The organism is Gordonia aurantiaca (genome assembly GCF_039939235.1).
In the GTDB taxonomy this organism is placed as follows: domain Bacteria; phylum Actinomycetota; class Actinomycetes; order Mycobacteriales; family Mycobacteriaceae; genus Gordonia.
The window spans coordinates 134316-157949 of record NZ_JBDUUF010000003.1; the positions used below are offsets into that span (position 1 = coordinate 134316).

General features: G+C 67.3%; 20 protein-coding genes. 4 read left to right on the forward strand and 16 right to left on the reverse strand.

Translation table 11 applies throughout. The features are described 5' to 3' along the window. Window position 1: 1 nt before the first annotated feature. The 4 genes from ABFT43_RS08075 to ABFT43_RS08090 form a co-directional block, all read right to left on the reverse strand. Complete coding sequence (locus ABFT43_RS08075; RefSeq protein ID WP_347959859.1) at window positions 2-1300, reverse strand: CaiB/BaiF CoA transferase family protein; 1299 nt, start codon at window positions 1298-1300, stop codon at window positions 2-4. Between the two features lie 312 nt (window positions 1301-1612). After that, on the reverse strand, window positions 1613-2392 hold the full coding sequence (locus ABFT43_RS08080; RefSeq protein WP_347959860.1) for a tyrosine-protein phosphatase: 780 nt from the start codon (window positions 2390-2392) through the stop codon (window positions 1613-1615). Next, window positions 2389-3330 carry a DUF7065 domain-containing protein gene (locus ABFT43_RS08085; protein ID WP_347959861.1) on the reverse strand — a complete coding sequence of 314 codons (942 nt, stop codon included), beginning with the start codon at window positions 3328-3330 and terminating at the stop codon, window positions 2389-2391. The genes ABFT43_RS08080 and ABFT43_RS08085 overlap by 4 nt, the downstream gene beginning before the upstream one ends. Before the next feature lie 103 nt (window positions 3331-3433). Then, window positions 3434-6169 (reverse strand): PEP/pyruvate-binding domain-containing protein, encoded by a 2736-nt coding sequence (locus tag ABFT43_RS08090; protein ID WP_347959862.1) that lies wholly within the window; start codon window positions 6167-6169, stop codon window positions 3434-3436. Window positions 6170-6395: 226 nt separating this feature from the next. On the opposite strand from ABFT43_RS08090, the gene ABFT43_RS08095 reads away from it, so the two are divergent. Together ABFT43_RS08095 and ABFT43_RS08100 are read left to right on the forward strand one after the other, a co-directional pair. Then, window positions 6396-7178, forward strand: coding sequence for an SDR family NAD(P)-dependent oxidoreductase (locus tag ABFT43_RS08095; RefSeq protein WP_347959863.1), 783 nt, complete (start codon window positions 6396-6398; stop codon window positions 7176-7178). Window positions 7179-7348: 170 nt separating this feature from the next. Continuing rightward, a complete protein-coding gene (locus tag ABFT43_RS08100; protein WP_347959864.1) occupies window positions 7349-8152 on the forward strand; it encodes a FadR/GntR family transcriptional regulator in 804 nt (267 codons plus the stop codon). Between the two features lie 13 nt (window positions 8153-8165). On the opposite strand, the gene ABFT43_RS08105 is transcribed toward ABFT43_RS08100, so the two are convergent. The 4 genes from ABFT43_RS08105 to ABFT43_RS08120 form a co-directional block, all read right to left on the reverse strand. Further along, window positions 8166-8912, reverse strand: coding sequence for an amino acid ABC transporter ATP-binding protein (locus ABFT43_RS08105; protein WP_347959865.1), 747 nt, complete (start codon window positions 8910-8912; stop codon window positions 8166-8168). A gap of 4 nt (window positions 8913-8916) precedes the next feature. After that, a complete protein-coding gene (locus tag ABFT43_RS08110; RefSeq protein ID WP_347959866.1) occupies window positions 8917-10743 on the reverse strand; it encodes an ABC transporter substrate-binding protein/permease in 1827 nt (608 codons plus the stop codon). A gap of 223 nt (window positions 10744-10966) precedes the next feature. Beyond that, complete coding sequence (locus ABFT43_RS08115; RefSeq protein ID WP_347959867.1) at window positions 10967-11236, reverse strand: DUF2277 domain-containing protein; 270 nt, start codon at window positions 11234-11236, stop codon at window positions 10967-10969. 52 nt (window positions 11237-11288) lie between these two features. Beyond that, complete coding sequence (locus ABFT43_RS08120; protein WP_347959868.1) at window positions 11289-12275, reverse strand: NADPH:quinone oxidoreductase family protein; 987 nt, start codon at window positions 12273-12275, stop codon at window positions 11289-11291. Window positions 12276-12324: 49 nt separating this feature from the next. On the opposite strand from ABFT43_RS08120, the gene ABFT43_RS08125 reads away from it, so the two are divergent. Continuing rightward, window positions 12325-13029: a class I SAM-dependent methyltransferase gene (locus ABFT43_RS08125; protein WP_347959869.1), complete on the forward strand. Its 705-nt coding sequence runs from the start codon at window positions 12325-12327 to the stop codon at window positions 13027-13029. 60 nt (window positions 13030-13089) lie between these two features. Here ABFT43_RS08125 and ABFT43_RS08130 read toward each other — a convergent pair whose 3' ends face one another. The 3 genes from ABFT43_RS08130 to ABFT43_RS08140 are packed head-to-tail and all read right to left on the reverse strand — an operon-like array spanning window position 13090 to window position 16174. Continuing rightward, entirely contained in the window at window positions 13090-13848 is a 759-nt protein-coding gene (locus tag ABFT43_RS08130) for an SDR family NAD(P)-dependent oxidoreductase (protein WP_347959870.1), read from the reverse strand. Then, window positions 13845-14786, reverse strand: a complete 942-nt coding sequence (locus ABFT43_RS08135) for an alpha/beta hydrolase (protein ID WP_347959871.1) — start codon at window positions 14784-14786, stop codon at window positions 13845-13847. Before ABFT43_RS08135 ends, ABFT43_RS08130 begins: the two co-directional genes overlap by 4 nt. Then, on the reverse strand, window positions 14783-16174 hold the full coding sequence (locus tag ABFT43_RS08140) for a flavin-containing monooxygenase (protein WP_347959872.1): 1392 nt from the start codon (window positions 16172-16174) through the stop codon (window positions 14783-14785). Before ABFT43_RS08140 ends, ABFT43_RS08135 begins: the two co-directional genes overlap by 4 nt. 189 nt (window positions 16175-16363) lie before the next feature. Here ABFT43_RS08140 and ABFT43_RS08145 point away from each other — a divergent pair, with 189 nt between their 5' ends. Further along, the gene (locus tag ABFT43_RS08145; RefSeq protein WP_347959873.1) at window positions 16364-16966 is read left to right on the forward strand and encodes a TetR/AcrR family transcriptional regulator; all 603 of its coding nucleotides are present in this window, start codon (window positions 16364-16366) and stop codon (window positions 16964-16966) included. A 751-nt stretch (window positions 16967-17717) separates the two neighbouring features. On the opposite strand, the gene ABFT43_RS08150 is transcribed toward ABFT43_RS08145, so the two are convergent. The 5 genes from ABFT43_RS08150 to ABFT43_RS08170 all read right to left on the reverse strand — a co-directional run bounded on the left by ABFT43_RS08150 (window position 17718) and on the right by ABFT43_RS08170 (window position 23536). Then, a complete protein-coding gene (locus ABFT43_RS08150; RefSeq protein ID WP_347959874.1) occupies window positions 17718-18575 on the reverse strand; it encodes an LLM class F420-dependent oxidoreductase in 858 nt (285 codons plus the stop codon). A 213-nt stretch (window positions 18576-18788) separates the two neighbouring features. Then, window positions 18789-19868, reverse strand: a complete 1080-nt coding sequence (locus ABFT43_RS08155; RefSeq protein ID WP_347959875.1) for a prenyltransferase/squalene oxidase repeat-containing protein — start codon at window positions 19866-19868, stop codon at window positions 18789-18791. Further along, window positions 19865-20593, reverse strand: a complete 729-nt coding sequence (locus tag ABFT43_RS08160; RefSeq protein ID WP_347959876.1) for a class I SAM-dependent methyltransferase — start codon at window positions 20591-20593, stop codon at window positions 19865-19867. Before ABFT43_RS08160 ends, ABFT43_RS08155 begins: the two co-directional genes overlap by 4 nt. A 19-nt stretch (window positions 20594-20612) precedes the next feature. Next, on the reverse strand, window positions 20613-21857 hold the full coding sequence (locus ABFT43_RS08165) for a glycosyltransferase family 4 protein (RefSeq protein ID WP_347959877.1): 1245 nt from the start codon (window positions 21855-21857) through the stop codon (window positions 20613-20615). Between the two features lie 2 nt (window positions 21858-21859). Continuing rightward, window positions 21860-23536 carry an FAD-dependent oxidoreductase gene (locus tag ABFT43_RS08170; RefSeq protein ID WP_347959878.1) on the reverse strand — a complete coding sequence of 559 codons (1677 nt, stop codon included), beginning with the start codon at window positions 23534-23536 and terminating at the stop codon, window positions 21860-21862. Window positions 23537-23634: the final 98 nt, after the last annotated feature.

Here is a 23634-nt window from a genome sequence, read left to right on the forward strand (position 1 = left end):
GTCAGATGACTCCCGCCGCAGCGAGTTCGGCCCGCTCGTCCTCGTCGAGACCGAGGATCGTGCCGAACACATAGTCGTTGTCCTCGCCGAGCAGTGGCGCCGATCGCCAATTGTCGGGTCCGCCGTGCTCGAACTCCACCGGCACGCCCTCGAATTTCGCGGTGCCGATGACCGGATGGTCGAGCTCGAAGAAGGTTCCATACGTGGCGATCTGGGGGTCGCGCGTGTCGAGCTCGGCCGGGTTCTGCACAGCGCCACACGCCACGCCGGCGCCCTGCAGGAGGGTCATCACGTCGTACTTGTCACGCGTGCGAGTCCACTGACCCACGTGCGCGTCGAGGGCATCCTGGTTGGCGAACCGCGCTTCCTGCGTGGCGAACTGCGCATCCCTCGCCCAGTCCGGGTCTCCGATCGCCTCGACGAATGCGCGCCAGTCCTTCTCGTCGAAGACCGCGATCGCCACCCACTGGTCGTCGCCGGCGGCCGGGTAGACGCCGTGGGGCGCGGCCTGCGGGAACTCGAGGCGGTTGCCGCGCGGATAGTCCGGGCGGCGGCTCGGCCGGCTGTTGACGAGGGTGTCGAGCAGGTCCGCGCCGAGCAGGTTGACGCCGACCTCGGTTGCGGAGACGTCGATCTCGGTGCCCTGGCCGGTGCGATTCCGGTGGTAGATCGCGGTGAGGATCGCGGCCGAGTTGTAATAGGCCGCCTGGTTGTCCATGTACGACAGCCCCCAACCCGACGGCTCGCGCCCGGGGAGTCCGCTGTTGAACGACAGGCCGCTGACCGCCTGGATGACCGGTCCGTAGCTGCGGTGGTCGCGGTACGGGCCGCTGTGCCCGAACCCGCTCATACGCGCGTAGATGATGTCCTCGCGCAGCGAGCGCAGGTGGTCGTAGGTCAGGCCCCACTTCTCCATCACACCGGGGGCGAAATTCTCGGTGACCACCGACGACGCCTTGATCAGCTCGTCGGCGAGCTCACGTCCGCGCGGGTCGGACATGTTCAGGGTGATACCCAGCTTGTTACGCGCGTAATTGTTGAACAGGCCGCCCTTCTCCGGGTCGGGATTCGGGTCCTCCTCGCCGTAGGAGCGCACCTCGTCCTTGTAGATCGGCAACCGGCGCGGCATGTCGAGTCGCTTGCGGTTCTCGATCTTGATGACCTCGGCGCCGAAATCCGCGAGGAGCCTGGTGGCCACCGACCCGACGCCCATCCAGCAGAAGTCGGCCACGCGAATCCCTGCGAGCGGGCCGCTACGAGGACGTGGAAACCGGTCTGCGTCCGTGGCGCACTCGGTCATAGCCCCTCACCTTCCTTTCGAGTCGTGACACGCATCACTGTTATTCCTCATGATGAAATTGTCAAGCACCGGGTGGACCTGAGCCCAGAATTCATCCGACTGATTTCGAAGGGCGCTCCGCGCCGGTGATTTTGCGGGCACACCGGGACGCCGGCCCCTCGCCGCTCGTCGGCGCACTCCTCGCACGCCTGGCGACGAGGGAGTGCGAGCCGCGAGCCGCTCCGCACCCGCCGCAAGCCGGAGCGGGCGGCCCGCGCACTCACACCCGGGTCGCGATCACATGGACGCCGTCGGCGCACCCATGGGGCCGGGTCACTCCAGCAGCAGATCCTTGAGACGCTCGCGTCGCGCGGGGTCCATGCCGCAGGGCCCGGCCAGATAGTCCTCGAAGCTCCCGTATTCCTCGCGGATCGCGTCGAACGACGCCTCGAGGTACTCGCGTCGCGCGGAGTTCTCGTGGAGCTTCTCCGGCGTGATGATCGGATCCGGGAGTTCGTCGAGCCAGACCACCATGGAACGGTAGAGGCGGTCGGCGGTGAAGTACTTCTTGGACAGCAGGTAGTCGGCGACGATCGCCTCCCACTCGACGTCGAGGGTTGCCAGGATCAGCGCCGTGACGAATCCGGTGCGATCCTTACCGGCCACACAGGCCACGAGCAGTGGGAGCCGTTCCGGGTCCTCGAGGCTCTCGAAGACGCCGCGCATGCTCTCGCCGAACGCCCTTGGCATCTCCCTGGCGTTGCCGAGCAGCACCTCCTCGATGTACTCGCCGGAGGTGTCGGCCATGACGCGTCGGATCAGTTCGACGCCGGCGACCCGCGCATCCGGGAGCTTGGCGACCGGGATCTGGTGGGGGTTGGTCCCTTCCGGCCACTCGATCGGATCGCGCTGCTGCTCACCCGGACTGCGCAGGTCGCAGATCGAACCGATGTGCAGCTCCGCCAACTGTTTCCGTCCGAGGTCGGTGAGCCCGGCCAGGGACTCGCTCCGGTAGAGGACGCCCTCGCGCACCTTGCGCCCGTCGGTCGTCGGGAGTCCGCCCAACGAGCGGAAGTTGGCCACGCCGTCGAGAAGCACCTTCGGCGCGGTCACTGCGCCGCTCCCCGACCCAGTGCCGCCTCCATCGCAGGCGTCAGCGTCTTGAGTTCGGCGACCTCGAGCAGACCGGTGCCGAGACGCCCGCCCATCTCGAAGACGGTCAGACCGTCGCCGGCGAAGAAGCCCTCGTCGTGACTGTTGACGTCGGCGACCACGGCGCGGCCATGCACGTGGTAGCCGCGACCGTCGGCGGTCCAGATCCGGGCGTCGCAGCCGGTCGGGCTGTATCCGTCGTCGTCTACCGACATCCCGAACGAGACGCGATCGACGGCGCGGAATCCGTCGTCGTACACGTAGCCCGAGACCCGGCTGCCGGTGTCGGTGACGAACCCGGCCACCGACATGAACAGGTCGTCGCCGAAGGTCGCGCAGATCCAGCGGTGCGAGCGCAGGCTCGACCAGCTGCGCGGACCCCACGAGTGATCCTGGAATGCCCAGGCGGTGAAGTCCGTCTTGTCGCCGCCCGTGGTCAGCGTGCCGGTGACCCGACCGAAGGATTCGTAGTGGCTCGAACCGATCTGGACGCCGTTGCCGTCGAGGCCGAAGGCGAACGGATCGGTGAATGCCTCGTACCGGACCGTGGCGGTGAGGTCGCTGTCGGGATAGGTCGCGGTCACGTCGTAGGAGCGCAACGGCTCCACGGTGGTGATGTCCAGTCCACCGAGGGAGAGGTCGGACAGGTCGGCATCGGGCAACGGGAGGGTCAGCGACTCGAAGTGTCCGCCGACCTTGTTGTCGACGACCGTCCAATTCCACACATCGGCCCTTCCCCTCGGGGTCTGGAGGCCGAGGTGGTAGTTGCCGCCGATCCCGCTGTGCGGGTCGTAGAAGGTGAGGTACCAGCTCTCCTGGAAGCTCTCCTCGCCGGTCGGCTCGTGCGAGCGGTCGTGGACCCGGTCGGCCTCGGCCGTCAACAACGTGACGTTACCCATGTCGGGTGCGTCTCCTATCTCTTTGCAAGCGTTGGTTCTTCGATGAGGCGGATCGTCCCGCCCGGCCGGCGTGCGGGTCGGCCGGGCGGGACGATGATCCGCGTCAGGCGTTCGCGCCGACCTCGACGGACTCGGCCGCGGGCTCGTCGGTCAGGATGTCGACCTGACCGGTGGTGCCGTTGATGCGGACCCGCGCGCCGTTCGGGATGAGCCGCATGCCGCCGACCAGCTGGACGGCCGGGATGCCGTGCTCACGCGACAGGCACGAGCCGTGCGCGAGCATGCCGCCGGTCTCGATGATGAGGCCGCCGATGATCGAGAACACCGGGGCCCAGCCCGGATCGGTTGCGTTGCACACCAGGATCTCGCCCGGCTGCAGCTCGGCGATCTGCGACATGCTCGGCATCACGCGGGCGACACCCTCGATCACACCGCCCGAGGTGCCGATGCCCACGAAATGGTTGCCACCCTCGCTGTCGGTGGTGTCCTCGACGACCGGATCGTTGCCGCGCAACAGCATCGGCGGGGTGAACATGCGGCTGTTCATCTTGTCGAAGGCCTTGCGACGACCGGAGATCTTGGCGCGCACCAACTTCTCCGGCTGACCACCGGCCAGGACCGAGAACAGCTCGTTCTCGCTGAGGAAGAACGCGTCCTCGACGTCGTCGAGCAGGCCCCGCTCGACGGCCCGCCGACCGACCTCCAGGAACGCCTTGCGCTTGGCGTAGGTGATGCGGTCGATGTAATGGCGCCAGTCCTCACGCAGGACGAGGAAGTCGATGACCTCGTCGTAGAGGAACTTGAACACCTGCTGCGCGATCTTGCCGAACCGCGACCGGCCGATGTACTCCATGACCTCGTTGAACGCCGCCTCGCGCTTGGCGATGACCCGCTGCTCCTGCTCGGCCGGGGTCGTCGGGTTCTCGACCTGCAGGTACATGCGGAACGCCTCGTAGTCGATGTTCGGATCGTCTGCGCGCCGGGCGAAGTAGATGTCACGGTCGGCGTGACCACGGTGCCCGTGCTCGGCCAGGAAGGCGTTGTACTGCTCCAGGAAATCCCGGCCCTCCGCCGAATCCTCGAGGGCCCTGAAGAACTGCGCCCCCGGGTTCTCGTCGAAGATGCGGCGCAGCTCGGCCGAGTTGCGGATCAGTTCCGAGAGACGGAAGAACTCGTGGGTCTCCTGGCTCTGCAGATTGGTGGGCAGGCCGCTCATCAGCTCCTGGCCGATCAGCGCGTTGGTGCCCTTGTAGTACTTGGCGACCATCTGGCCGAAGGCGCCGAAGATCATCAGGTTCTGCACATGCGTACCGACCCACAGCGAATCCATGAACCGGATCGCCTGCTCCTGCAGGTTGCGCTCGTAACGATGCAGCGCGTCGTCGGACAGCTTGCGCAGCTCGGCATCGGGCAGTCCGTTGGCCTTGTCGATCTCCTCCGGGGTGAAGATGAAGTGCCGCGCGTTCTTCTTCCAGTTGTAGAAGGCCGACGTCGGCGAGGAGTTGATCGCGCAGATCATCCGGAACCACCGCTTGACGTCGAGCGGTTCGCTCAGCGTCTTGGTGAGCATGTCCTCGGGGACGTTGAACGCGCCACCGGCACGGACCGAACGCGGCAGGGCGTAGCGCTGGAACGGCTCGTCCCAGTCCAGGCTGTAGTAGGCGGTGCCGTACTTGTACTTGTAGGTCCGCAGGTTGATGAGGTCGCGGAAGCCGGCGAGCTCGGTCATCCGCATGATCCCCTCATGGGACTCGCGGGCGCGGATCGAGTAGAACAGCGGGGTGATGCCGCCGGTCCAGTACTGCTCGGAGTACTTGAACGTCCACAGGGTGTTCTCGTCCTCGGGTGCCAGCTGCCAGTCGTCGACGCATTCGTCCCAGGTGAAGTCCACGCCGGTGATCGGACGCGCCTGCAGCAGGTAGAACTTCCCGTCGGCGTAGCCCCATTCGATGTCCTGCGGCAGGCCGTCGTAGTGACGCTGGACCTCACGTCCGAGGGCGGCGAGCTCGGCGACCTGCTCGTCGGTCAGCGCACGGCGGCTGCGGTCGGCCTCCGGCGTGTCCTTGGTCTCGGTGCCACTCCCCGACTCCCGCACCGTGATCGTGAGGGCCTTGTCGCCGATGTGCGTGCGGCGCAACGAGAGATCGTTGCCGGAGACCACGTACTCGTCGGGGGTGACGATGCCCGACACGATGGCCTCACCCAGGCCGTAGCCGGCGTTGATGACCATCTCGTCGGTGCGCGCGTTCAGCGGGTTCGCGGTGAACATGACGCCCGACAGCTCCGACGACACCATCGTCTGGACGACGACCGCGATGCTGGCGGTCGCGTGGTCGAAGCCGTTGCTGTTGCGGTAGGAGACGGCCCGGGCGGTCCACATCGACGCCCAGCAGTCCCGCACCGCCTTGAGCACGTCGTCGACGCCCACGATCTCGAGCAGTGTGTCGTGCAGGCCGGCGAAGCTCGCATCGGCGGTGTCCTCGGCGGTGCCCGACGACCGGACGGCCACCCGCACGTTGTCGCCGAGTGCCGCGTATGCACGGGCCACCTCGTCACGGATCGCGGCCGGGATCTCGACCGATTCGACGATCTGCCGGATCTCGGTGGTCACCTGGTCGAGCTGCGCGATGTTGTCGTGGTCGATGCCGTCGACGAGCGACTTGATGCGCACGGTGGCACCGGCCTCCTCGAGGGCGACCCGATAGGCCTCGGTCGAGACGACGAATCCGGCCGGAACGTCGAAACCTGCGGCCACGAGCTCGGCCAGGTTGGCGCCCTTTCCGCCGACCAGCGCGTTCTCACAGCGCTTCCGGTCCTCGAACGGGACTACATACTCCACGGCTTCTCCTCTGGGGGTTCGGATCTCGGGGTTCGGATCTGGGGGTTCGGATCTGGGGGTGTCGAAGTGGTGCACGTCACTCGATGTGAGGGATTCAACATGACCTGCGTCACACGTGTCAATAGTTCCTACTGAGGAATTATCGCTTGTCTCAAATATTCCTCAGTAGGTTTATGCTCACTGGGATAGCCTTCGCTCGACAGCACCGACCGAAAGGGGACCAGTGATGCGCGACGGACGTGTCGCTCTCGTAACCGGGGGAACAGATGGAATCGGAAAGGCAATCGCGTTGGCACTGCTGGAATCCGGCGCTCGCGTGGCCGTCACCGGACGGCGCGCCGAGAAGGGCCGGGAGCTCGTCGACGAGGCGTCGGCCGGCGACCGCCTGGTGTTCGTCGAATCCGACGCCCTCGCCGACGGCGAATCGGAGCGGGTCGCTGCCCATGTGCGCGACGCCCTCGGACCGATCGAGATCCTGGTGAACAACGTCGGCGGCGGCACCGGCGAGTACGGACGCATCGACAAGCTCGACCCCGGCGCCTTCCGCCGCGGCTTCGAGCTGAACGTGATGACCGCGGTCACCATGACCCACGCGGTGCTCCCGCAGATGGTCGAGGGCGGGTGGGGACGCATCCTCATGGTGTCGTCGCTCGAGGGAAAGCTGCCCACCCTGCCGGGCATCGGCCCCTACGTGACCGCCAAGCACGCGCTGATCGGACTCGCCAAGTCGATCGCGTTCGACTGCGGCGAACTCGGCATCACCTGCAACACACTGTGCCCCGGGTACGTGGAGATCCCGACGCGGGTCCGCACCCAGTCGTCGTCGGCGGGCAAGGCCAACACCGGGCGTTATGCGAATCCCCAACAGAACTACAAGGATCTGACAAGAACCGGCCGGCATGCGACCCTTGATGAGGTCGCCCACGCCGCGCTGAGCCTGCTGGGCGAGCACGCCGGCGCGATCACCGGCACCACCCTCAACGTCGACGGCGGGTCGTCGCCCTACTGATCGCGCGGACCGGACTCGGGGTTTTCGTTCACCCGTACGAAATGCCACAGGACGGCCTCGTTCACCACGTACAGTGCAACCGTCCCCGTGACCGGGCGTCCGGCGGTACCCGTCCCCGTGACCGGGCGTCCGGCGGTACAGAGAAGACACCGAGCGAGAAAAGGCCGAGGATGACACGCGAACTGGCCCGCACAGGCCTCCCGATCATCTACAACCCCGGAGCGATGCGCTCTTCGGTGAGGTCTGGCGAGCCGACGCGTGCGCCGAAGGCCTCCGAGACCACGGCTGCGGCGATCGTCTCGGACATCGTCTCATTGGGTCTGCGTCCCGGCGATCGGCTTCCGGCCGAGAGTGACATGCTCGCGAACTATTCGGTCAGTCGCGAAACCCTGCGTGAGGCCCTGCGCATCCTGGAGGTCCAGGGACTGATCACGCTCAAACGAGGTCCGGGCGGTGGGCCGTTCGTCAGCTCGCTCAACGCGTCCTACCTGGCGCGCACCGCAACGCTGTACTTCCACCTCGCCGGTGCGACCTACGACGAGGTCTTCGACACCTGGCTGATCCTCGAGCCGCAACTGTCGGCGAAGGTGGCCCGTCTCGAGGATCGCAAGCTGAAAGAGGCCGCTTTCGCCCGGTTTCTCGACTACGACGTCGACGAGCACGAGGCAAGCGAGATCTTCAGCGACCTCAACAACTTTCACGCCGTCATCGCCGAACTCAGCGGCAACCGGGTGATCACGCTCCTGACCCAGGCCGTCGACCACATCGTCGTCGAGCACGTCCTCGAGGCCGGCCGCGACACGATCCCCGAGGACGACGCGATGAGCCATGTCCACGGCGACATCGCCAAGGCGATCATCGCCGGCCGGCCCCGCAAGGCACAGACGCTGATGCACGAGCACATCAGCGACGTCGTCGAGCGCTTCCGGAGCAGCCATCCGGAACGGTCCGACGAGCTCGTGAAGTGGATGTGAGCCCCGCGGCCCGTCAGAGGACCTGAGACAGGAAGGTCCGCAGCCGATCCGACTTCGCGTCGTCGAAGATCTGGTCGGGCGCACCGGTTTCCACAACCGCGCCGTGGTCCATGAACAGCACGTTGTCGCTGACGTTGCGTGCGAACCCCATCTCGTGGGTGACGACCACCATGGTCATCCCCTCCTTCGCGAGATCGGCCATGAGGGCGAGCACACCCTTGACCAGCTCCGGGTCGAGAGCCGAGGTCGCCTCGTCGAAGAACATGACCTCCGGCGCCATGGCGAGGGCACGGGCGATGGCCACGCGCTGCTGCTGACCACCCGACAGCCGCGCGGGCCGGACGTCCGCCTTGGCGGTGAGGCCGACGATCTCGAGCTGCCGCAACGCGACCTCGCGGGCCTCGTCCTTGCTGAGTCCCTTGAGCTTTCGCGGTCCGAGGGCGACGTTCTCCACCACGGTCTTGTGCGGGAACAGGTTGAAGTGCTGGAACACCATCCCGATCCGGCGGCGCAGTTCGTCGGGGTTGTCCCCGAGCACCGACCGGCCGTCGAGCAGGATGTCGCCGGAATCGGGTTCGTAGAGTCGGTTGAGCACACGTAACAGCGTCGACTTGCCCGAGCCCGACGGCCCGATGACGGTGGTCGTGGTGCCGGCGCCGACCTCGATGTCGACGCCACGCAGCACGTGGTGCCTGCCGAAGGACAGGTGCAGCCCGGTGCCGGTCAGCGACACGGCTTTTCGTGTGGTGGTGGCAGACATGTGCCTATCCCTTCTCGACGGCGGTGACGGGCAGCGGATCGTCCTGGACGTCGGCGGGCCGTCCGGTCCGCAGGCGACGGTCGATGTGATTGACCAGGTGCGTCAGCGGGATCGTCAGGATCAGGTACATGATGCCCGCCGCGACCAGCGGCGACAGGTTTCCGGTCTGCGCGTTGAGGTCTCGTCCCACCGCGAACAGTTCTCGCTGACTGGCCAGGAGACCGAGGAAGTAGACCAGCGAACTGTCCTTGATGAGGCTGATGAACTGGTTCATCAGAGCGGGCAGCACGCGACGCACGCCCTGGGGCACGACCACCAGTCGCATCGACTGCCGGTAGCTGAACCCGATCGCGCGCGATGCCTCGAGCTGGCCGTCGTCGACGCTCTGGATGCCCGAGCGGAAGATCTCGCCGATATAGGCGGCGGCGAGGAGTGCCAGCGCGACCGCACCGAGCCAGTACGGGTTGTTGCCGGTGATGCCCTTGACCACCGGACCCACGCCGAGACCGACGATGAGGATGACGACCACGGCCGGGAGTCCGCGGAAGATGTCGGTGTACACGCGTGCGGGCCAGCGCAGCCAGCGGGATCGCGAGATGCCGCAGATCGCGAGGATCATGCCGAGAATGGTGCCCAGGACGCCGGACACGACCGACAGGATGAGGGTGTTCGCCAGGCCGGTCTTGATCAGTTCGGGGAAGGACTTCTTGTAGAGCTCCCAGTTGAAGAAGGTGTCGCCGAGCTGCTGCAGAGTGCTCTTCGGCTTGGTGGCCTCGCCGGGGACGTTCTTCTCGGCGTTCGCCGCGGCGACCGCGGCGATGTCCTGCAGATCCGGTGCCGGCGCGGCCTTGCTGCCCGGCTTCCAGCCCTCGGGGAGCTCACGGGGCACCCAGTCCTCGTACAGCTTCGCGTACGTGCCGTCGGCGATGATGGCGTCGAGACCGGAATTGAGCGCCGCCACGAGGTTCGGCTTGTTCTTGCCCACCGCCCAGGCGACGAAGTTGTTCACGCTGAAGGTGTTCTCGACGATCGCGGTGCCGTCGCCGTCGCGGACGGCGCCCTCCGCCTGCTGCGACGGGGCGACCCACGCGTCGACCTGACCACTCTTGAGGTTCGCGTAGGCGGTCGCGTAGTCGGGAAACTTGACCGGGTCGAGTCCCAGCGTGTTGACCACGTAGTCGTCCTGGACCGTGCCCTGCACGACGGCGATGCGGGTCGCCGCCGAGAGATCGCCGAACGACTTGATGGGGCCGCCCTCCGGGGCCACCAGCGAGAAGTAGCCGAAGTCGTAACCGTTGGTGAAGTCGACGGTCTTGCGACGATCGTCGGTGGTGGTGATCGACGACGACCCGACGTCGAACCGGCCGTTGGCGACCTGCGAGAGCAGACCGGCGAACTCGGTGCCGTTGAACTCGATCTGCAGGCCGAGTTTCTCGGCGACGGCCTTGAGCAGCTCGTTGTCGAAGCCGGTGAACACGCCCTTGCTGTTCACACAGATGCTCGGGCCGGCGTCGGACAGGGTGCCGACGGAGAGCTTGCCCGGCACCAGCAGTTCGAGCGCGCCGACGTCGATCGACTCGACCGGCGCCGTGGTGGGGGTGGTGTACCTGTCCTCCCCGCCCTGCTCGGCGGCAGCGAGGTTCACCGGCGCCGCCGATGCCGACGCCAGACCCGCGGGTGCGCAGCTGTCCTGTGGTGCCGCCTGGGCGCTCGGGGCCGGCAGGCCGAGAACCGCCAGGACGCCGACGAGTGCTGCCGTCAGCGCGAGTGCGAACAGACGGATCGCACGCGGAACGGCTCGTTGAGCTCGGTGGGATCGGTGGTTGGACACCACTCCGAGGCTATCCGCGGCGAGTCCTCGGGTCCCAATTTTTCGCTCCCCGCTGGGTCTAATCCGGCTGACCTGGGAATTGTCCGGGTTGTCGGGTTGGATGTGGCACGGATCTGTCGGCAATGGGTCGCCGAGCGAGAGCCATCTGCCGGCTCGCTCCGACGACCTGCCACTGGTCCAGCGGTTCGTGTCGCCCGGCTACACGAACCGCTTCATCTGGTTTCTACCCCCGCGCGGCGATCCGCGCCCGCACCTCGGGGCGGCGGAGCGGCGGGACCGTCTTGGGTGGCTGACGACGCTCGGGCAGGGCGTCGAGCAGGGTGCGCGTGGCGTCGGTGACGGCGACGACCGCGGCCTCGAAGGCCTCGACGTTGGCCGGCGAGGGCTGTCGGATGCCGCTCACCTTGCGCACGTACTGCCGGGCGGCCGCCTCGATCTCCTCCCCGGTGGCCGGGGGTTCCAGTCCGCGGAGTTCGGTGATGTTGCGACACATGGCGGTTCCCTTCGCAGATGGGCGTCGTCGTGCGGTCGTCGCCGGCCGGGGCCTACCGATCCCCTCGATCGCCGATCTTCACGACCGCCTTACCCAGAATCCGCCCTTCGGCCAGGTCGGTCAACGCCTCGGGCAGCTGCTCGAGTGTGTAGGTCTTGTTGACCTGTGGGGTCATCCCGTCGGCGATCATCTGGGTGAGCTCCTCGTGCAGCTTGGCCGGGAGGTTCAGCTCCGGATGGGTGCGGACGTACTCGCCCCACGCCGCGCCGACGACGGCGATGTTGCGGAACAGCACCCGGTTGAGCTTGACGGTCGGGATGCCGCCGGCCGCGAAGCCGACCACCACGTACCGGCCGTCGGGGGCGACCTGGCGCAGCGCCTCGTCGAACACCTCGCCGCCGGACGGGTCGATCATGACGTCGACGCCCTTCGGGGCGATCTTCTTCAGTTCGGCACCCCAGCCCTCCTCGAGCTGGACGATCTCGTCGGCGCCGGCGCTGCGCAGCAGCTCCTCGGCACCCTTGCGATGCACGATGGCGATGACCTTCGCGCCCATCGCCTTGGCGACCATGATCGTCGCGGTGCCCACACCGCCGGCGGCGCCGAGCACGCCGACCACCTCGCCGGGCTGGGTGTGCGCGCGGGTCTTCAGCGCGAAGAGCGCGGTCTGGTAGTTGATGCCCATCGCCGAGCCCTGCTCGAAGGAGAGTCCCGCCGGCAGCGGAAGCAGCTGCTCCGGCGAAGCGGCGACCTGCTCGGCGAAGCCGCCGACGATCGAGGCGACGAGAACCTTGTCCCCCACCCTCACCGACGAACCCTCGGGGGCCGAGCGCACCACCCCCGCGACCTCGGTGCCGGGGGTGAACGGCACCGGGATGCGGAGCTGGTACTTGCCCTGGCTCATCAGGAGGTCCGGGAAGCAGACACCGCAGGACTTGACGTCGACGACCACCTGGCCGTCGGCCGGCGTGGGATCGGGAACGTCTTGCAACTCGAGTCCGGACGGGCCTGTCTCTGCAGTGAGTACCTGAGCTTTCATATCGCTCACCCTACGCGGCGCCTCTCACACACCCGATAGGATCTGCCCTATGTCACAGTCCGCGTCGCCGACGCCCAACGCAGTGCCGAATGCACCCTCGCCCGAACGTCTCAGGGTCGCCGAGGAGGCGCCCGGATTCATGCCGCTCGACGAGGCGCAGACGCTCTTCGAGATCGCCGCAGAGTATCTGTCCCAACCGGATTCGACGAAGGTAGGGGTCGAGATCGGCACCTATTGCGGTAAGTCCACGGTCTTCCTGGGTTCGGCCGCCGAGGCGCACGGCGCGGTGATCGTAACCGTCGACCATCACCGCGGCTCCGAGGAACACCAGCCGGGCTGGGAGTATCACGACGAATCCCTCGTCGACCCGTACTCCGGCAAGCTCGACACCTCGGCGCGCTTCCGCCGCACCATGTTCGACGCCGGACTGGAACACACGGTGGTCGGGTTGCTCGCCCCGTCGACCGTCGCCGCCCGCGTCTGGGGCAAGCCCGCCGACTTCGTGTTCATCGACGGCGGCCACAGTATGGAGGCCGCCCAGAACGACCTCGACGGCTGGGCCCCGTGGGTGCGCATCGGTGGCGCGCTACTGATCCACGACGTCTTCCCGGACCCCGCCGACGGTGGCCGACCGCCCTACGAGATCTATTGCCAGGCAATGGACTCCGGGCAATTCACCGAGGTGCGCGCCGAGGGCTCGCTGCGGGTCCTACGACGCGACTCCGGCGAAGTAGGGGCACCACTCAAGCGCTAGTGGGACGGGCGTGCCGGTCCCTCGGCACGCCGGCACCGGCGAGCCACCCGAGGACCGGCATCAGCCCTGCCCCATGAGCGCTCGAACCCTTCCCAGCACGTCGGGGTAGCGCTTGAGATGCGCGCCGCCATTGACGTCGAAGGCGGCGCCGGTGATCCAGCTCGCCTTCTCCGAGGCGAGGAACACCACGATGTCGGCGATCTCCGCCGGATCACCGCTGCGGCCGAGCGGGGTGTTCTCGATGTACTCGTCGGTGAGGCCGGGGATCAGGCCGATGCCCTCGGTCAGCGGCGTCGACACCAGTCCCGGCGAGACGGCGTTGACCCGCACGCCACGCGCGGCGAGCTCGAGTGCCGCGACCTCGACGAGCATCAGGACGCCGGCCTTCGACGCGCAGTAGGCACCCATCCCGGCGCCCGGCTGACGGCCGTTGAGCGAGGCGATGCAGGTGATCGACCCGCCGTCGGCGATCCGTTGTCCCGCATGCTTGATGACCAGGAACGTCCCGGTCAGGCACACGTCGACGGTGTGCTGCCAGGCGCCGAGCTCGAGTTCGGTGAGCGCGCCCGGATCGGAGAGACCGGCACAGTTCACCACGGTGTCGAACTCCCCCACCGCGTCGAAGCCCGCGGCGACGGAGGCCTCGTCGGTGACGTCGAGGCGCAGGGCGCTCACGGTGTCACCGCGCCCGGCGGCCACTTTCTCGGCGCTGTCGCCATCGACATCGGCGACGACGACCTCGACGTCCTCGGCGGTGAGGGCATCGACCGTGGCCAACCCGATCCCCGACGCCCCGCCGACGACGACCGCGCGTTTCACCGCGCCTCCGCCAAATGCTTCGCGAGATGCCGTGTGAGGAACATGATCTCGTGGTCGACGCACGGCTCGAAGAAGTCGCTGCCCGCAAAGACCCCGAAGTGGTCGCACGGATAGTGGCGGACCTCGGCGCGCGCCTTGAACGCCGCCTTGGCGGCAGCGTGCGGCGGTGCGGCCGAATCGAAGTCGGCGATCTGCACGAGCACGGGCGCGTTGATCCGGTCGAGGTGTTTGTCGGCGCGGAATGCGCCGATCTCCAACCCGACCGAAGCGTCGACCTCGTTGCGCCACGATGGTCCGGCGATCGCCAGGTAGCTCTCCAGGAATCCCGGGGACGTCAGTGCCGCATTCTGGTCACCGGGCTTGCCGACGACACGCATCATCTTCGGCGCCCGGCCGAGTCTCTTGGACACCGAGCTCGCCAGGGCCGTGGCCGTCGATCGTGCGATCGACGCGCCGCCGACCTGCTGGAAGGCCGCCTTTCCGGCCGCGAGTCCGCTGACGAGCGGAACCACCGCGATCACCGCGGCGACGTCGGCACGGTCCGCGGCCACGGTGAGCGCATGCCCACCCGACTGCGAGACACCCCAGAGGATCACCCGATTGGGATCGACCCCGGGCTGCCGCTTGGCCGCCACGATCGCCGCCCGGTAGTCCTCGGCCTGTCTCGTCAGCGAGATCTGTTGCCGCGGTTCACCGTCCGACAGACCGAAGCCCCGGTAGTCGAAGGCGAACACCGCGAGCCCGGCGTCGGCGAGACGGAGAGCGAAAGGCGCGAGGCCCGAATCCTTCGTCCCCGCGAAGCCGTGTGCCATGACGACGACGGGACGCTTTCCGTCGACCTCGAACCGCGACGTCGAGGACCCCTGGAAGAACCAGGCGTCGCAGTCGACACCCGATGACGGGAAGCGCACGGTCTGCGCACCGGTCGGTGTGATCATGCCGAGGCCTCCGTTCCCGCAGCGGCACCGGCCGAGACGGTGTCGGCGACACCCGCCCACTTCACCGGGCCGAGTTCCTGAGCACGCCTGCGCCCTTCGGGCAGTTCCTTGGTGCGGATGTTGTGTTCGTACAGGTAGTGGTCGAGTTGCTGGGTGTGCCGTGCGGTCGGCACCATGTGCCCGGTGTAGAACTCGGTGTCGGCCTTGATCGTCTCCCGCATCTCCGGGACCGAGGGCGGCCGGTAGTTCCCGGTGGCATAGGCGCCGATCACCCGCGCCTGGCATTCCACGAACGGGAACAGCGTCGGCACCGCCTGCGCGAAACCGGCGAACACCAGGTCGTCGATGCCCGGGTAGAACATGCGCTTGTACAGGTCGATGCGGTTGTCGGGGGCGCTGATGAACTCGGGATCGAAGAACGGGAAGGTGATGTTGTAACCCGTTGCGTAGATGATGATGTCGAAGTCGTCGGCAGTGCCGTCCTCGAAGTGCACGGTCGAGCCGTCGAGCCGACTGATGTTGGGTTTCGCGACGATGTCCCCGGACCCGAGGCGCAACGGCAGTTCCACCGACTGCGTCGGATGCGCCTCGAAGAACTTGTGATTCGGCTTCGGCAGGCCGTAGTCCTCCGGGTGTCCCGCGGTCATCGGCTGCATCAGCTGCATGAACTTCCGCTGCCACTTGACCGGAATGTGCGGCGAGGTGTGGTAGTACTTGTCGGCGGGCTTGCCCGCGAAGTACTTCGGCACGATCCACGCGCTCGACCGCGTGGACAGGGTCAACTTGTTGTCGAGTGCCTTCGACGACAGTTCGACGGCGATGTCGGCGGCGCTGTTGCCCAGCCCCACCACGAGAATCCGCTTGCCGCTGAAGTCATGTGGCGTGCGTGGGTCGATGTAGTGATGCGCATGCATCTCGACCCCGTCGAACTCGCCGGGAAAGTTCGGGTACCGGGGATCCCAGTGGTGACCGTTGGCGACGATGAGCAGGTCGAAGCGACGTCGTTCACCGCGCTGGGTCTCCAGCTCCCAGCCGCCGCCGTCGAGGCGTCGGGCATGTTCCACCCCATTGGTGAACTCGATCCGCGACAGCAGGTCGAACGCCTCGGCATAATCGTCGAGGTAGGCCTTGATCTGGGTGTGGTGCGGAAAGTCGGGGTACTCCTCCGGCATCGGGAAGTCTCGGAAGGACAGCTGATGCTTGGAGGTGTCGATGTGCAGGGACCGATACGCACTACTGTGACCGTTCGGGTTGCCGAAGGCCCAGTTGCCGCCGATCCGGTCGGAACTCTCGAAGCAGGTATAGGGCACCCCGTAGTCGGTGAGCATCTTGCCCGCCGTCAGGCCGCTGATCCCGGCGCCGATGATCGCGGTGGTTGGTAAAGGCACGCTGCCCCCTAGGACGAGATCGGGTGTAGACACAATCTGATTTCTGTCTACACGATCCCCGCCGCCGCGGTATACAGATTCCGCGAACTGTCTACGGCCTTGTTAGTCTTCGGCCTGTGAGTCACCCGTCCCACACGGGCGACGCGTGCCGGTGACCACCGGACACCGCGACAGACACCAGGGGGAACCGTGACCGAGGCAACCACCACGTCGGTGCAGGAACGCCTCCTCGACGCCACCGAGAAGCTGCTGGCGGAGAAGGGCATCCGTGCGACGACGATGCAGCAGGTCGCCGAGTCGGCCGGGGTGTCGCGGGCGTGGCTCTATCGGCACTACCCGGACAAGCCGTCGATGATCGGCGCGACGATCGTCCGGCTCACCGAGTCCTTCTGGCGCGAGGCCCGCGCCGAACTCGACGCCGTCGACAGCTTCGTCGGACAGCTCACCGCTGGTGTGCGGATCGGCCGGGGCGCGTACGACGATCCGGGCACCCTGCTCATGCGGTTGCGCACCGAGGAGCCGACAGAGTTCGCCGAGTGCGCCGGCGTGGGCGTGGTGAAGCTCGTCCCAGACCTCGCCACGTTCTGGTACCCGTACGTCGAGGCCGCTGCACAACGTGGCGAGATCCATCCCGACCACGACCTCCACGAGGTCGCCGAGTGGCTCGCACGCGTGCTCATCAGCTTCGGCACGTCACCGGGCGAGACCCTCGACATCGACGACGCCGCGCAGGTTCGACGGCACTTCGAACGGTACGTGATCCCGGGCCTGCGGGCAGATCCCGGAGCATGAGTCGTATCGCCGCGAGGGCGCCCATTCGCGCCGAGGGGCGACGTGGGCGACAACCGGTGACACCCACCGACATCGATTCCGACGCGGATCATACGTGGTCGCGTACCGGCCGGGCCGGTCACCGACCATGCGATGCCGCGTGCACGCCTGGATCAGGGGTTGTCGGTGTCGGTGCATCACCCGCGGCCCGGTCGGTGTCGACGTGCTGCATCTCCTACCGCAACGCACACACCTCGCAGTTTGGATCCGTGCACGCCTCTCCGCGGGGCGGGCGAAGGACACGAGACACTGCGCAGCTTTGATCCGCAAGCGGTAAGGAGCCTTGGATCAGCCGTCCTGCAACCAGGTTCATGTACTCGGACCGACGTCCACCCACATCACCTCGGACAGAGGGAGTCCCGGCCCGGAAGACGATCGGTGCCATCAGCGCTGAAATAAACGCTGCGGCAACCGGTTTCGACACCTCTCCAACTGCTCCGGTTCGCGCGCATGTCGACACCCGACTTGACCACCACGTACCCGCTCGGGCGCTGACCCCATCCAGCAGAAGGATGGCGGTACCCCTCAGCCACCACGGCAGCGGCACATGTGCGGTGGCCGCACGATCTCGAACACTCGACAGCAGGACATGCGCACCGACCCTGCGCGGCCGGCCGAGTCGACAGGCCGTCCGCCCACGGCAGGGGCCGGCCCCGACGAACTCCACCGGCCGACCGCTCACCTGCGCCCGACAAGCCGTCCGACAGTCCGGCTACACCGCTGCAGGCGCCAGTTCCAGCTTCCCGGCGAGCTTCGCCAGGTAACCGCTCGCACGTTCGACCGAGTCGTCCGGCAGCCCGTACAGCACCGTGGTCACGCCGATCTCGCGCCACTTCTCCAGCTTCTCCGGGACCGGCTTGAAGTCGAGCACGACGACCTGTGGGTCGCCCTCGCGGCCGGCGTCGGACCAGATCTGCTTGAGCAGCGCGACCGATCCCTCGATGTCCTCCTCGCCCGGCGTGGTGATCCAACCGTCGGCGCTGCGGGCGATCCACTTGAAGTTCTTCTCGTTACCGGCCGCGCCGACCTGCACCGGGATGTGCGACTGCGTCGACTTCGGCCATGCCCAGCTCGGGCCGAAGCGCACGAACTCGCCGTCGTACTCGGCCTCCTCCTGCGTCCAAAGGGCGTTCATGGCCTCGAGGTACTCACGGAGCATCGTCCGACGGCGCTTCGGCGGCACGTTGTGGTCGGCCAGCTCGTCGAGGTTCCAGCCGAATCCGACGCCGAGCGTGACGCGGCCGTCGGAGATGTGGTCGAGCGTGGCGATGGCCTTGGCGAGGGTGATCGGGTCGGACTGGACCGGGAGTGCGACGGCGGTGGCCAGGCGGATGCGCTCGGTGACCGCGGCCGCCGACGCCAGCGACGTCCACGGATCGAGGGTGCGCATGTACCGCTCGTCGGGCAGGGTCTCATCGCCGGTACGCGGATGGGCCGCCTCGCGCTTGGTCGGGATGTGACCGTGCTCGGGAACGTAGTACGACGCGAATCCGGCCTTCTCGATCAGCGGTGCCAGCACATGGGGCTTGAGCCCGCGATCGCTGGTGAACTGGACGATTCCGAAATCCATGAGGCCTCCCTGGCGGCGTTGCGGGCCGTCCGTCGAACACATCAGACGGTTGACTGGACACCAGTCTAGGTGATGCGCGCCACAGAGAGAAGAGCCCGGGCGAGTGCGGTGGCATCGCCCGCCTCGCAAGCGCGTCGCCACCGGGCTGTGCCGTGGACCGAGTCGGCGGCGCCCCCGGTTGCCGACGTCGAACCGCGGGCGACGACAGGGACCTCAGAGAACCGTCGCGGGCTCCTCTTCCCGCGGCGTCACGACCAGGCTCTGGCGCACGTCGCGGAAGATCCCATTGGCGACGCTGGTGCGGCTGACCGCGTCGGCGGCTAGCACGACCGCAGCCGAGGTCCAGCAGCTCTTCTCCACCGGCCAGCGCTTTCCGTCGGCGAAAACCAGTCCCGTCCAATACGATCCGTCGGGGTCCCGCAGGTGCTGGATCGACGCGATGAGTTCGATCGCGTCGGCGGTGTCGCCGAGGGCGTCGAGAGCCAGTGCCAGTTCGCAGGTTTCGGCGCCGGTGACCCACGGCCGGTGGTCGACGCAGCGAACCCCCTTGCCGGGCACCACGAATTCCTCCCAGCGGCGGGCGATGAGCTCCTGCCCCACCCGGCCGCGCACCGCGCCGCCGAGGATCGGGTAGTACCAGTCCATCGAGTGCTCGGACGGCGGGGTGAAGATCTCCCACTCCTCGCGCACGACGTCGGCGCGGATCGCGTCACCGAGTCGGGCGTGCGCAGCGATCCAGTCGTCGTCGGGCTGGTCCATCTCGGCCGCGATCCGGATCGCGCAGTCCAACGCCTGGAAGATGCTGGAGTTGCCGGTGATCAGCGCCTCTCCGAACATCGCTCCCGTGCGGTGGTCGCCACCCCAGCGGAAGGCGCCGTCGGGCCGTTGGAATCGCAGGACGCAGTCGATCGCCGACCATACGACCGGCCACATCCGTTGCAGGAACCCGTCATCCCCGGTGATCAGGTAGTGATGCCAGACGCCGACGGCGATGTACGCGCAGAAGTTCGAGTCCGTGCCGGCGTCCTCGACCTTGCCGCACACGGTGCGGATCGGCCAGGAGCCGTCGTGCCGCTGCGCACGGCGCGACCATTCATATGCGGCCTCGGCCTCGGCGTGAAAGCCGGTGACCGACAACGCCATCGCGGATTCGATGTGGTCCCAGGGATCGGTCTGCCCGCCGGGGAACCAGGGCAGTGCCCCGGACTCCTCCTGCATGCCGACGATCGCCGCACCCGTGGCGCGGATCTGATCGGCGGTGACAACTCCCGGGATCTCCGGGATCGCCGTCATGAAGACGCTGCGGTCTCGGGCTTGCGCAGGTACAGGGCGACGGACTTGCCGATGACCGGGTTGAGCAGCCGCTCGGCGGTCGTGGTGGCCCACGGCTTGCTCATCATGTCCCAGACCAACAGCTTGTGATAGGCCTTCACCAGCGGGTTGTCGTCGTTCTCCACGCCGACGGCGCACTTCAGCCACCAATACGGTGCGTGCAGGGCGTGCTCGTGATCGGTGCCGGTCACCTCGAGGCCGGCACGGCGCAGCTTGTCGGCCAGCTCGGACGCCTTGTAGATGCGGACATGCCCGCCCTCGACCTCGTGGTACTCGTCCGACAGCATCCAGCAGACCTTCTCCGGCCAGTACCTGGGCACGGTCACCGCGGCGACACCGCCCGGCTTGAGGACGCGGACCATCTCGCTGATCGCACCCTCGTCGGCGGGGATGTGCTCGAGGATCTCGGACATGAGCACCACGTCGAAGCTGTTGTCCGCGTACGGCAGACGAAGGGCGTCACCGACCTCGGCGCGCGCCTTTGCCGACGCGGGAACCTGCCCCTCGGCCGTCATCGCGTCGAACATCTCGGCGACATCGGCCATGTCCTTCTCGGACATGTCGAAGGCGATGACGTCGGCTCCGCGACGGAACATCTCGAAGGAGTGGCGTCCCTGGCCCGCCCCGATGTCGATCGCCTTGGTGCCGGGTCCCACTCTCAGCCGGTCGAAATCAACTGTCAGCACTCGATGTCCCTTCTGTGGCTTACCGGTGACCGGCCAGCACGGTTTCGTAGTGAGCCGCCGTCTTGGCGGCCACCGCTGCCCAGCTGTAGTTCTCCTCCGCCCGGCGACGGCCTCCCGTGCCGAGACTGCTCCGCAACTCCGCGTCGTCGAGGAGTCGCCCGATCGCCTGGGCGAGCCGGCCCGAATCACGCGGCGGCACCAGCAATGCGGCCTGCTCGTCGGTGCCGACGACCTCGGGGATCGCGCCCGCGCGGGTGGCGACGAGCGGCGTCCCACAGCTCATCGCCTCGACCGCCGGCAACGAGAAGCCCTCGTACAGCGACGGGACACAGGCGACCTCCGCAGAGGCGAGCAGATCGGCGATCTCCGAATCCTCCAACCCCGAGACGAGCGTCACGCGGTCGGATATCGCGAGATCCTCGATCATCTTGGCAGAAGGGCCATTCGGGTCCAACTTGGACACCAGTACCAGATGGACGTCGTCGCGTTCGGCGGCGAGCTTCGCGACCGCCTCCAACAGGTACGACACACCCTTCAGCGGGGCGTCCGCACTCGCGACACATACGATGCGCCCGGGCACGCGCTCGGCGCCGGGCCGGAAGACCTCGGTGTCGACGCCGAGCGGGATCGTGGTGATCCGACCCGACGGGATGTCGAAGGCCTTGCGGATGTCGATCTCGCTGCTGCGGGACACGGTGAGCAGCTCCGGGATCCGCCGCGAGACCCGCCCCTGCATCCGCAGGAACGAGTGCCAGCGCCACGCGGTGATCTTGCGCCAGCCCTTCGCCGCCTTGACCGCGAGCGTGCGGTCGCGGGTGATCGGGTGGTGGATGGTCGCGATGAGCGGGAAACCCGCCTTCTGGATCTGCAGCAGGCCGTAGCCGAGGCACTGATTGTCGTGGACGATGTCGAAGTCGTCGCGACGTTCCTTGAGCAGACGTGCGACCCGCAGGCTGAAGGTCAGCGGCTCACCGAAACTCGCGGTCCACATCTGGGCGACCTCGATGAAGTCGATCCAGTCGCGATACTCGTTCAGCTTGGGCGTGCGGAACGGATCCGGCTCGTCGTAGAGCCCGAGGCTGGGCACCTTGGTGACGGTGACACCGGCGTCGATCGCGGCCTGGTCGAGTTCCGGGTACGGCTGCCCGGAGAAGATCTCGACCTGGTGGCCCAGAAGTGCGAGTTCGCGGGACAGATGACGGACGTATACCCCCTGCCCACCGCAGTGTGGCTTGCTGCGGTAGGACAGCAGCGCGATCCGCACGGTTACTTCGCCCCGGCGGTGGCGGCCGCCTCGAACTCGGGAATGCTGACGAACTTGGCGCGCACGCGGCCTGCGGCCTTGCCGGCCGCCTTCTCCGCGGCGTCGATGGCCTTCCAGCCGGCCAGATCGATGCGGTGTGCGCCGCGGTCGGCGACGAGCGCCGCGACGTCGTCACGCGAGGACGTCGGGTCCGTGAGCGACTCGGCGATGAAGTCGTCGATCACCGCCCGCGCGGTCTCCTGTCCGCAGACCCGGTTCATGCCGATACCCCCGCTCGCGCCGCGCTTGATCCAGCCGGCCACATAGAGTCCCGGCATCACGTCTCCACCCGCGGTCGCCTGCACGCGCCCGCCCTCGTTCGGGACGACGCCGCGCCCCTCGTCGAAGGGCAGGTCGGTGACCGGGACACCGCGGTAACCGATGGCCCGCAGGACCAGCCCGGTGTCGATGTCGAAACGTTCGTCGGTGGGGGTCACGGCGACTCGGCCGGACCCGTCTGCGTAGGCGTTCCGCACGCAGGTCAGCCTAGTCACTTCGCCGTCACCCGCAATTTCTACCGGGGACACCAGGAACCGGAACACGATCCGCTTGTTGCCCGGCGTCTGGGGACGCTCGGAGAACTCGCGGGCCAGACGGATCTTGGTGGCGATGGTCGAGTCGAGCGTGTCGTCGGCGAGCGCGGCCTCCGACGCCGGATCGAGGACCAGCTCCTCCGGATCGATGACCACGTCGACCCCCTCGACATCACCCAGCGCAAGGAACTCGCTGTTGGTGTAGGCGGCCTGCGCGATGCCGCGACGACCCAGCAACACCACTTCCTTGATGTTCGATTCGCGCAGCTTGGCCAGCGCGTGGTCGGCGATGTCGGTCTTCGCGAGCTCCTCGGGATCGGTCACCAGGATGCGGGCCACGTCGAGGGCGACGTTGCCGTTGCCCACGACCACCGCGCGCTCGCCGGACAGGTCGACGTCCAGGTCGACGAAGTCGGGGTGGCCGTTGTACCAGGCGACGAACTGGGTGGCGGCCACCGAGTTGCGCAGGTCCTCACCCTCGATGCCGAGGCGCTTGTCGGTCGCGGCGCCGACCGCGTAGATGACCGCGTGGTAGCGCGCGCACAGCTCGTCGTGGCTGATGTGCTTGCCCACCTCGACGTTCAGGAAGTACTGGAAGTTCTTCTTCGCGGCGACCGACGCGAAGGTCCGCTCGACCCCCTTGGTGGCGGCGTGGTCCGGCGCGACGCCCGCACGGACCAGGCCGTAGGGGGTGGGCAGGCGGTCGAACATGTCGACCTTGATGGTGGGCTTGCGTACCAGCTCCTCGGCCGCGTAGAAGGCGGCGGGGCCGGCGCCGACGATGGCGACATGCAGTTCCTTGTCCGGCAGCTGCGGGGCCTTACGGGGCGGGACCAGGCCGCCCTCGACGTCGTGGTCCTTGTAGTAGTCGGCGTTGATCTGCAGGTACGGCTCGTCCTTCTCGGTGAGTTGATCGTCGGGCACGATCGCCTCGACCGGGCATTCGTCGATACAGGCGCCGCAGTCGATACACGTCTCCGGGTCGATGTAGAGGGCCTCCGCCGTGAGGAACTCGGGCTCGTCGGGCGTGGGGTGGATGCAGTTCACCGGACACACGCTCACGCAACTCGCATCGTTGCAACATGGGCGGGTAATCACATGCGCCATCTGCTGTTTCCTCGTCATCCAACACGTAGAACGTGTTCTAGTTTCGGCGTTGACTGTATCTTATCCGCAAAGATACCTGCGACCCAGTGAAGGGGTTC